Source organism: Corallococcus sp. CA053C, assembly GCF_003611675.1.
Lineage (GTDB): Bacteria > Myxococcota > Myxococcia > Myxococcales > Myxococcaceae > Corallococcus.
In genome coordinates this window covers 47,560-57,272 of record NZ_RAWA01000018.1, presented here as the reverse complement: position 1 = coordinate 57,272, position 9,713 = coordinate 47,560, and the positions used below count along the sequence as shown (strand labels likewise).

Here is a 9,713-nt window from a genome sequence, read left to right as displayed (position 1 = left end):
CCGCAGCCCCGGCCCCGGCCCTCACCGAGGACGGCTCGAAGGGGCTCGCGGGCGCGGCGTCCGCGGGCTCCGCGGGCTCCATCGAAGACACGGATCAGGCCCCGGCCTCCCGCACGGGCAGCGCGCCGTCCGAGGCGCAGCTCACGCCGCCTCCGGACGCCGACAAGGCCCCGCTGCCGGGCGGCTACGTGGAGGTGCTCAACCCGGCCTTCCCCGGCATCGTGCCGCCCGCGCCGGTGGTGCACCGGGGGCGCCGCTACGGGCTGGAGGACCTGACCCCGTACTTCAGCGACGGGAAGGGGAAGGACGCGAAGGACGCGTTCGACAAGGGCCAGTACACCAAGGCGCGCACGCTGCTGGAAGGCGCCGGTGAGAGCCTGCCCGTGCGCTACCTGCGCGCGCTGTCGGCGGTGCGCGCCGGGGACGACAAGGCGGCGGCGACGGAGATGGCGGCGCTGGCCAACGACTACCCGGCGCTCAGGGACCGGTGCCTCACGCACGCGGGCGTGGCGCTGGAGTCCCAGGGGCGGCTGGAGGACGCGGCGGCCAGCTTCAAGCAGGTGCCGGAGGACTCGCGGATGTACGTGGACGCGCGCCTGGGGCTCGCGCGCGTGCTGCGCAAGAAGAAGGACTACGACGGCGCCATGGCGGCGCTGACGCCGCTCACCCTGCGCGCCATGACGGGCTGGGGCCGCAACGTGGGGGCGGAGGCGCTCATCGCCACGGCGGACCTCGCGGTGGAGAAGAAGGACCGCACCGCTGAACGCGCCGCGCTGTGGCGCCTGTGGGCCAGCCAGCCCCTGTCGCCCATCATCAAGCAGGTGGAGAAGCGCCTGAAGGGGCAGGCCACGCCGCTGGACGCGAAGGTGGGCCGGGCCGAGGCGCTCATCGAAGCGCACCGCAACAAGCAGGGCCTGGCCATCCTGGAGCCGCTGCTGCCGCAGATGAAGCTGCCAGACGCGCTCGCGTGCCGCGCGCACTTCGCCTACGGCAAGGGCCAGCGCAAGGAGCGCCAGCACACGCGCGCCATCCAGGTGCTCACCCCCGTGGTGGAGCAGTGCAAGGACCGCGACCTGCTGGCGCGCGCGCTGTACGTGCTGGGCTCGTCGCGCTCCATCGTGGACCAGGCGCGCGGCACGGAGACGTACGAGCGGCTGGCGCGCGAGTTCCCGGACCACTCGTTCGCGGACGACGCGCTCTTCTACGCGGCGGACCTGTACGTGAAGACGTCCCGCCCCAAGGACGCGATGGCGCGGCTGGACGAGCTGGCGCGGCTGTACCCGCGCGGCGACTTCCTGGGCGAGGCGCTCTTCAAGGCCTTCTGGGTGGCGCGAACGTCGCAGGCGGAGGACGGCGGGTTCTCCTTCCTGGACCGCATCGAGCAGCAGTTCGCCACCGCGGACGAGTCCTACGACGTGGAGCGCGCGCGGTACTGGCGGGCCCGCACGCTGGAGGAGCGCGGCAACATCCAGGGCGCCGTGGAGCTGATGGAGAAGCTCGCGGTGGAGCACCCGGCCACGTACTACGGGCTGATGGCGCGCTCGAAGCTGGGCGAGCTGGATCCGCAGCGGCTGGAGCGCGCCACGCAGCAGATCTTCGACGTGCCGGAGGCCGCCAGCCCCTGGCCGATGTTCGCGGGCCCCATGGGCGACGACTCCCACTTCCGCGCGGGCGTGGAGCTGTTGCGGCTGGGCTTCCCGGACTCGGTGTCCTCGGAGCTGATGCTGGTCAACCGCACCAATCAGCCACCGGAGTCGATGCGCCTCCTCGTCATGGTGCTGTCGCAGTCCGGCGACGCGCGCTCGGCGCACGCCATCGCGCGGCTCGCGCTGCGCAAGGACCTGAGCGGGCGCATCACGGCGCAGACGCGGCCGGTGTGGGAGGTGGCCTATCCCAACGCCTTCCGCGACCTCATCGAGAAGCACACCGTGCCCGCGGGCGTGGAGCCGGACCTGCTCCAGGCGCTCATGCGCGAGGAGAGCGCCCTGGACCCCAAGGCCCTGTCCTGGGCCGGCGCGCTGGGCCTCACGCAGCTGATGCCGTCCACGGCGAAGGGCGTGGCGCGCGAGCTGAAGGTGAAGAACTTCAAGGTGGACGCGCTGCTCCAGCCGGAGCTCAACATCCGCTTCGGCGCGCACTACCTGGGCGGCCTGATCAAACAGTTCAAGGGCCACACGCCCTATGCGGTGGGCAGCTACAACGCCGGCTCCGGCGCGGTGAACCGCTGGCGCGCGTCCAACCCGGCGCTGCCGCTGGACGCGTGGGTGGAGGAGATCCCCATCGCGGAGACGCGCGGCTACATCAAGCGCGTGCTGCGCTCCTACAACACCTACCAGCTCCTCTACGGCCGCGTGCCCAAGGTGCCGGTGATGCCCAGCGCATCGCGTTAGTGTGTAATCCTGGCTGAAACCTGAATTCACGTATTCTTCGTGGAGAGGGACGGGCGGGCCGTGGTTTCCTCGGCCGCCCATGAACCCATCCCCGAAGAGAGTTGGACCCCTGGTCGTCCTGGCGTTGCTCCTGGCGGGCCTGAGCTGGCCGGCACCGGTCCGGGCCCAGTCGCAGCCCTGGTCGCTGACGAACGCGCAGCGCCAGGCGTTCCTGCGCTACTACGCCCCGGTCATCTTCAAGCGCGCGAACGCGAACGACGGCCGGCACGGCTACGACTGGCTGACGAACTTCGACTTCGACCAGGACGGCGACTTCTCCAACAACAAGCTGCACTGGAAGCAGATCCCCCAGTTCGTGGACGCGTCGCGCACGGGGCCGAGCGCCTTTGATCGCTGGCGTGTCCGGCCGACGCTGTACACGTCGATGATTGAATACATGGACGGGGGGAAGAACCTCGTCCTCGTGTATCACCTGTATCACGCGCTGGATAAGAACGCGGCGGGTGACTACCAGCTCCACGACTGGGAGCGGGTGGAGATGCAGGTGAAGAACGTGGTGGGCAACCCGGGCAGCGGGGAGTCCGTGGCGTACGCGGTGGTGACGCAGCACAAGCGCAATGTGGTGCGCCAGCAGGGCAGCACCGACCTCAACTTCATGCAGACGCCCACGGGCAGCCACCTGCTCATCTGGCAGGCGGAGTGGTCCGACAAGCTGCTCGCGGCGCACGGGCAGGAGCTGCGCTTCGTCACGGAGCCGTACTCCTTCTTCGCGGGGCGGATGGCGTCGGGCGGGAAGGCGGAGGCGGACGTGAACAACGACGACGGCCGCAAGAAGCTGCACTACGTGTTCGTGCCGGAGGACTCGGCGGCGGCGGTGGCGGCGTTCAACGCGCAGCCGGTGCGGTACGCCAACGCGGATGCGCAGGCCAGCCGCTACGACAACGGGACGTCCGCCAACTGGCCCGCCGTGAAGCGCGTGACGTACGAGCTGCAGGACATCGCGGACATCGTGCCCACGCACTGGGAGTTCGGCGGCTATGCGACGCACTGGCTGCCGGACGCTCCCGAGTCCTTCTTCCTGGAGAGCCCCGTCCTGAACGAGGCGGGCCAGGCGGAGGTGAGCACCGGGATGCAGCGCTTCTTCTCGAAGACGCGGGACATCGAGAACGAGGACGACCGTGAGGGTTACCCGGCGAAGAAGTGGTTCTTCGGCACGTTCGAGCTCAACAGCAATGCGTCCGACACGGGCGGCGGCGGGTCCAATGCCTTCCATGACAACGCCTGGGCCAGCACGGTGGTGGACTCGCGCGGCCGGACGCGTGCGAGCGCCAGCGGCTACAGCACGTCGCCTAATGCCTGGTGGTGGCAGCACGACTACTTCGTACACAGCGGCGCGGTGGATTCCTCCGACGGTGTGGAGCAGGGCTTCTGGCTGCCGGGCGCCTGGTACCTGGGCAGCAATGGCGGCTTCGATGGACGCTGGGTGCAGCTGTTCGACGACCGCCCGGGCGTGGAGTCTGGGGTGCGCTGAGGCGGGGTCTGCTAGGGTCCGGGCGCCGTTCAACCCCCTCTCGTTTGCGTGAAGGAACAACACGCCATGAGCAGTCATGAAGTCCCCCCGGGCCCCCTCCCAGAGCTCAACCGCACCGCAGTGGAAATCGCACCCGAGACCTTCTGGGTAGGAAAGCGCGAACCCGGCGGCATCTTCTACGCCAACCCGTTCCTGCGGCGCTTCCGCGGCACGGACGTGCGCACGAAGAAGCCCTCCGAGTTCAACCTCCTCATCGACCCGGGTTCGAGCAGCGACTTCTCCACCATCCACACCAAGGTGGTGACACTCATTGGCGGCATGGACCGGCTGTCGGCGCTCTTCATCAACCACCAGGACCCGGACGTGGGCTCCTCGGCGGCCATCATCTCCGCGCGCTACTCCCCCCGCGCGAGCATCCTGTGCTCCGAGGACACGTGGCGGCTCATCGTCCACTTCAACCTGCCGCGCAACCGCTTCATCCCCACGGAGAAGTTCTCCAAGGGCCTGAGCGTGCCCACCGGACACAAGCTGTTGCCGGTGCCTTCGCCCTTCTGCCACTTCCGGGGCGCGGTGATGCTGTACGACCCGCAGACGCGGGTCCTCTTCACGGGTGACCTCTTCGGAGGCCTCACGGACTCCAAGGCGCAGGGGCTGTGGGCGGAGGAGTCCGACTGGACGGGCATCCGCGCGTTCCATCAGATCTACATGCCGGTGAACGCGGCGCTGGTGCGCGCGGTGGCGGCCATCCGCCAGCTGACGCCCGCGGTGGAGATCATCGCGCCGCAGCACGGCCGCGTCATCCGGGGCCGGCTCGTGCAGCAGTTCCTGGAGCGCATGGAGCGGCTGCAGGTGGGCCTGGACATCATCGACGAGGCTCAGGACCGCACGTTCCTCCAGGCGTGGAACTCCGTGGTGGACCGGGTGCTGACCCTGGCGCGCGGCTACCTGGGTGATTCCGTGGAGGCCAAGCTCACCGCGAGCGAGCAGCTGTCCGACACGGCCCGGTTCAATGGCAAGCGCCTGGAGGTCCACCGGCTGGGCAAGTGGACGCTGGAGCACGTGGTGGAGCTGCTCTGCCAGGGGGAGCCCCCGGAGATCTCCGGCCCCATCATGGTGGAGGCCACCATCGCCGCCTCCGAATACAACCTGCCCACGCCCCACCTGGACATCGAGGGCTCGGGCGGACCGGCCCCGGTCTCCCTGCTGGAGACCTGAGCCTGATGCGGCGGGACGACGACAAGACACTCCCCTCGGTGGAGGACATCTCCGGGGGCGTGACGTACCTGACGCCGCCCTCGGCGCCGAAGGGCACGTGGATCCAGGGCGCGGTGACCCCGCCGCTGTCGCCGAACCGGGGCCTCGTCCCCGGGTCGGTGGTGGCGGAGCGCTACCAGGTGGAGCGGTGGCTGGGCGTGGGCGGCACCTCCACGGTGTACCAGGCGCTGGACCTGAAGAAGCAGCAGCGCGTGGCGCTCAAGGTGCTGGCGGTGCCGCACGCGGACGAGGCCCTGGTGACGCGCTTCCGGCAGGAGGTGGAGCACGCGCGGGCGCTGGAGCACGTCAACATCCTGCATGTCTTTGACGTGGGCTGGGATGGCGAACGGCACTACCTCACCGTGGAGCTGCTGGAGGGCCGGGACTTGCGGCAGGTCCTGCTCGAAGGGCGCCCCACGCTCGCCAGTGCCCTGCGGTGGCTCACGCACGCCGCCGTGGCGCTGGAGCATGCGCATGCGCACGGGGTGCTGCACCGGGACGTGAAGCCCGGCAACCTCTTCATCACCCGCACCGGGGTGTTGAAGCTGATGGATTTCGGCCTCGCCAAGAGCACCCATGTGATGGGCGCCACCGCCCAGGGCACGACGCTGGGAACGCCGGAGTACATGGCGCCCGAGCAGGTGATGGGCACCCCCGTGTCTCCCGCCACGGACCTCTATGCCCTGGGCGTGGTGGCGTATGAGCTGTTCACCGGACAGCTGCCGTTCCGTCACGCGCAGCCCGTGCCGCTGATGTTCCTGCACGTCCAGGAGGCCCCCGTGGCGCCCAGGACGTTGCGGCCGGAGCTGCCGGAGTCCTTTGAACACCTCGTGCTCCAGCTGATGCGGAAGCGGCCCGAGGAGCGCTTCCCCAGCGCGACCGCACTGCGCGCTGACCTGGCGAAGCTGTGGCCCGCGGTGCTCAAGCGCCCGGGGTGAGGGGCAGGGCAACGCGCCTTGACAGCACCGTCGTCTCCCTGAAGAGAAGAAGGGGGGGCATATGACGGTCTCCGACAGCGAGAAGATTCCTACTGGCATCCCGGGACTCAATGACGTCCTCGGGGGCGGGCTGCCCAGGAAGGGCATCTATCTGGTGCAGGGCAACCCGGGGGTCGGCAAGACGACCCTCGGGCTCCAATTCCTGCTCGAAGGCCAGGCCCTTGGGGAGCAGGGGTTGTACGTCGCGCTCACCGAGACGCGGCGTGAGGTGGAGCTGATCGCACGCTCCCATGGCTGGTCGCTCGGTGACCTTCCGATCTGGGAGATCACCCCCGCCTTCAAGCGCATCCGTCGCGAGGACGAGCAGACCATGTTCCACCCGGCCGAGGTGGAGCTCGACGAGACGACGCGGCCCATCTTCGAGGAGATCGACCGGGTGAAGCCGGTCCGCGTGGTGATCGATTCGCTTTCGGAGATCCGCCTGCTTTCGCGCGAACCCTTGCGCTACCGCCGGCAGCTGCTGTTGCTGAAGCAGTTCTTCCTCGAGCGCGAGTGCACGGTCCTGCTCATCGACTCGCAAGGATTCGCGGGCCGCGACAGCGGCGGCATCCTCGAGACGCTGATTGGTGGGCTGATCGTGCTGGAGAAGACGACGCCTGCATACGGCACCACCCGGCGTCGGCTGATGGTGGACAAGCTTCTGGGGGGCTCGTTCCGCGAGGGCTACCACGACTACCAGATCAAGACCGGGGGGCTGGTGGTGTACCCGCGCCTGGTCGCGGCGGAGCACCCCAAGGTCTTCAGCCGCGAGCCGGTCTCCAGTGCCATCCCCGAACTCGACGACCTGCTCGGTGGCGGGCTCGAGCGCGGCACCAGCACGCTGATCCTGGGCGCGGCGGGGACGGGCAAGTCCTCCCTCGCCAGCCAGTACGCGGTGGCCGCCGCGAGGCGGGGAGAGAAGTCCGTCCTGTTCACGTTCGAGGAGTCGGTCGGGACGTGGAGGGCCCGCGCCAGCGCGCTCTGGTCGGACGCGGAGGCGCACCTCCGCTCGGGGACGATCCGGGTCGTCCACGTGGACCCCGCCGAGCTCTCGCCGGGAGAGCTCTCCTCGTGCATCCGCGAGGCGGTGGAGAAGCAGCAGGTGCAGATGATCGTCATCGACAGCCTGAACGGCTACCTGCAGTCGGTCCCCGAGGAGTCCTTCCTGATCCTCCATCTGCACGAGCTGCTGACCTACCTTGCGCAGAAGGGCGTGACGACGATCCTGAACATGGCCCAGTTCGGGCTGCTGGGGCCGACGATGGACGTACCGGTGGACGTCAGCTACCTCTCGGACTGCGTGCTGCTGCTTCGCTACTTCGAGACGGCAGGCGAGGTGCGGCAGTCGATCTCCGCGGTGAAGAAGCGCAGCGGCAGGCACGAGCGGACGATCCGCGAGTTCCAGCTCGGCACCCAGGGGATCCGCGTCGGCAGGCCGCTCAGGGAGTCCCATGGTGTGCTCACCGGCACGCCCAGCGACCGTGGCGGGGAGGGGCCCTTGCTTCCCCCACGTGAATGACCACCGAGATGAACAGGGCCCTGGAGCAGCGCGTGCTGGTGCTCGCTCCCATTGGAAGAGACGCGCTCGTCACGCGTGACGTCCTCGCGCGCGCGGGCATCGTCGCGGAGCCGTGCGCCAGCCTGGCGGAGGTCTGCGCCAAATTCGAGGAGGGCGCCGGAGCGCTCCTGCTCGCCGAGGAGGCCCTCACCGTCTCAGGACTGGCCCTGCTCTCCAGGGCGGTGGGGGCCCAGGCTCCGTGGTCCGATGTGCCCATCATCATCTCCACCGGAGCGGGCGAGACGACCGCGGCACGGGTCCGGGCGGTCAGCTCCCTGGAGCCGAGCGGCAACGTGACGATCCTCGAGCGCCCCGTCCGGGTCTTCACGATGATCACCGCCGTCCAGTCAGCGCTTCGGGGGCGGGCCCGGCAGCTCCAGATGCGGGATCTCCACTTCCAGGTGCAGCGGCAGATGGAGGCGCTCACGGCGGAGCGTGAGTTGCGAGCCCGGTTCGTCTCCCTGCTCGCCCACGACCTCCGGGGCCCGGTCTCCGCGGCGATGCTCGCGGCGCAAGTGCTGCTCCGCTTACCGGAGCGCCTGGACCCGCGTCGGGAGCTGGGCGTGCGCATCAAGCGGAACCTGGACCGCATCGAGCACATGGTCCGCGACATCCTCGACGCCAGCCGGGTGCAGGCGGGGCAGCCGCTGCCGCTGCGGTTGGAGGCCTGTGAGCTGAAGACGATCATCGCTGACGTGGTGGAGGAGCTGAACCTCCTCCACGCGGACCGCGTCCGGTTGGATGCGGTGGAGGAGGTCCACGGCATCTGGAGCGCGGATGAGCTCCGGCGGGCGGTCTGGAACCTGGCGACCAATGGGATCAAGTACGGAGCCCCGCACGCGCCGGTGACCATCGCGATCCGGCGCGTCGAGGGGCGAGCCCGGATCTCCGTCCACAACGAGGGGGCGCCGCTGTCGCCCGACGACCGGCGGCGGCTCTTCGAGCCGTTCGCTCGCGCCCGCAGCGCCGAGGCCTCGATCCAGGTGGGCTGGGGACTCGGGCTCACGCTGGTGCGGGGCTGTGTCGAGGCCCATGGCGGTCAGGTGTCGGTGGAGAGTGGTGTGGAGGAGGGGACGACGTTCACCATCGAGGTGCCGCTCGACGCGCGTCCCTTCCAGCCCAGGGCTTTCTCCCCGGAGGCCCTGGATCCGCCCTCGACGGTGGTGGCCGGCGCCCGGTGAATCGCGCCAGGAGGTGCACCTGGACGGCCCGGGCCGGGGTACGGTCCCGGCCTCTCGCAGGTGGAGGAACACCCCCTTGGCTGATTCCATGCTTGGAACGACGTTGTTCGCGGTCCCCGTCACGTCGCTCTACGGCGCACTCAATGCGTTCCTCACGCTGGGACTCGGCGTCAATGTCAGCCGGGTGCGCACGAAGCTCAACGTGTTCCGGGGCGACGGAGGAAACGCGGACCTCATCGCCGCCATCCGCGCGCACGGAAACAACGCCGAGCACGTTCCCCTGGCCCTCATCCTGTTGCTGGTGGCCGAGCTGTGCGGCGGAAACGTCGTGGCGCTGCATGTCTTCGGAGGCGCGCTCCTCGTGGGGCGCCTGGCGCATGCGTTTGGGATGCTCAAGAACAGCCCCGTGCAGGCGGCGGGTGCGCTGACGACGCTGCTCGTGCAGCTGGGGCTCGCCGGGTACATGCTCTGGCTGCGCCCCTGGGGCTGAGGAGCAATCTTCGCGGTCTGAGTCCATGAAAACCCAACGAAGCGCGGTGTTCGCCGCCGCAATCCTGGCGGCCCTCTTCCCTGGCTGAGCGAGCGTAGCGACGGACACCGAGTCCCACTGCATCCAGACCCACCCCGGCTTTCCCGAGGCGTGCGGACTCACCGCCGCCGAGGCCGGGGCCCTCATGGCGGCTGGCGTCGGCGCCACGGGCACGCACGGCAGTTCCGCGGAGTGGGACGACTCACACAACGCCAACCTTCCCGAATGGAAGCGGCTCTGCATCCGCAGCTACGGCGATTGCAAGGACCGAGGCTGGACGGGGTCCTGCCATG

General features: G+C 69.5%; 7 protein-coding genes. All 7 read left to right on the top strand.

Annotated elements, in window-relative coordinates; all coding sequences use genetic code 11:
• Positions 1-2,390 (top strand): transglycosylase SLT domain-containing protein (locus D7V97_RS04190; protein WP_120609283.1); only part of this gene is annotated, 2,390 nt, incomplete at its 5' end.
• A 79-nt stretch (positions 2,391-2,469) separates the two neighbouring features.
• Positions 2,470-3,921: a hypothetical protein gene (locus D7V97_RS04185; protein WP_120609282.1), complete on the top strand. Its 1,452-nt coding sequence runs from the start codon at positions 2,470-2,472 to the stop codon at positions 3,919-3,921.
• A gap of 66 nt (positions 3,922-3,987) precedes the next feature.
• Positions 3,988-5,136, top strand: a complete 1,149-nt coding sequence (locus tag D7V97_RS04180; protein ID WP_120609281.1) for a hypothetical protein — start codon at positions 3,988-3,990, stop codon at positions 5,134-5,136.
• Positions 5,137-5,141: 5 nt separating this feature from the next.
• Positions 5,142-6,113 carry a serine/threonine-protein kinase gene (locus D7V97_RS04175; RefSeq protein ID WP_120609280.1) on the top strand — a complete coding sequence of 324 codons (972 nt, stop codon included), beginning with the start codon at positions 5,142-5,144 and terminating at the stop codon, positions 6,111-6,113.
• A gap of 61 nt (positions 6,114-6,174) precedes the next feature.
• On the top strand, positions 6,175-7,671 hold the full coding sequence (locus D7V97_RS04170) for an ATPase domain-containing protein (RefSeq protein WP_120609279.1): 1,497 nt from the start codon (positions 6,175-6,177) through the stop codon (positions 7,669-7,671).
• An 8-nt stretch (positions 7,672-7,679) separates the two neighbouring features.
• Positions 7,680-8,891 carry a HAMP domain-containing sensor histidine kinase gene (locus D7V97_RS04165; RefSeq protein WP_158623264.1) on the top strand — a complete coding sequence of 404 codons (1,212 nt, stop codon included), beginning with the start codon at positions 7,680-7,682 and terminating at the stop codon, positions 8,889-8,891.
• 76 nt (positions 8,892-8,967) lie between these two features.
• Entirely contained in the window at positions 8,968-9,381 is a 414-nt protein-coding gene (locus D7V97_RS44500) for an MAPEG family protein (RefSeq protein ID WP_158623263.1), read from the top strand.
• Positions 9,382-9,713: the final 332 nt, after the last annotated feature.

What these genes read in the sequence shown, in the direction of transcription:
- D7V97_RS04165 (WP_158623264.1), top strand. Translation starts at nt 7,680, where the DNA reads ATGAACAGGGCCCTGGAGCAGCGCGTGCTGGTGCTCGCTCCCATTGGA.
- D7V97_RS04180 (WP_120609281.1), top strand. Translation starts at nt 3,988, where the DNA reads ATGAGCAGTCATGAAGTCCCCCCGGGCCCCCTCCCAGAGCTCAACCGC.
- D7V97_RS04185 (WP_120609282.1), top strand. Translation starts at nt 2,470, where the DNA reads ATGAACCCATCCCCGAAGAGAGTTGGACCCCTGGTCGTCCTGGCGTTG.
- D7V97_RS04170 (WP_120609279.1), top strand. Translation starts at nt 6,175, where the DNA reads ATGACGGTCTCCGACAGCGAGAAGATTCCTACTGGCATCCCGGGACTC.
- D7V97_RS04175 (WP_120609280.1), top strand. Translation starts at nt 5,142, where the DNA reads ATGCGGCGGGACGACGACAAGACACTCCCCTCGGTGGAGGACATCTCC.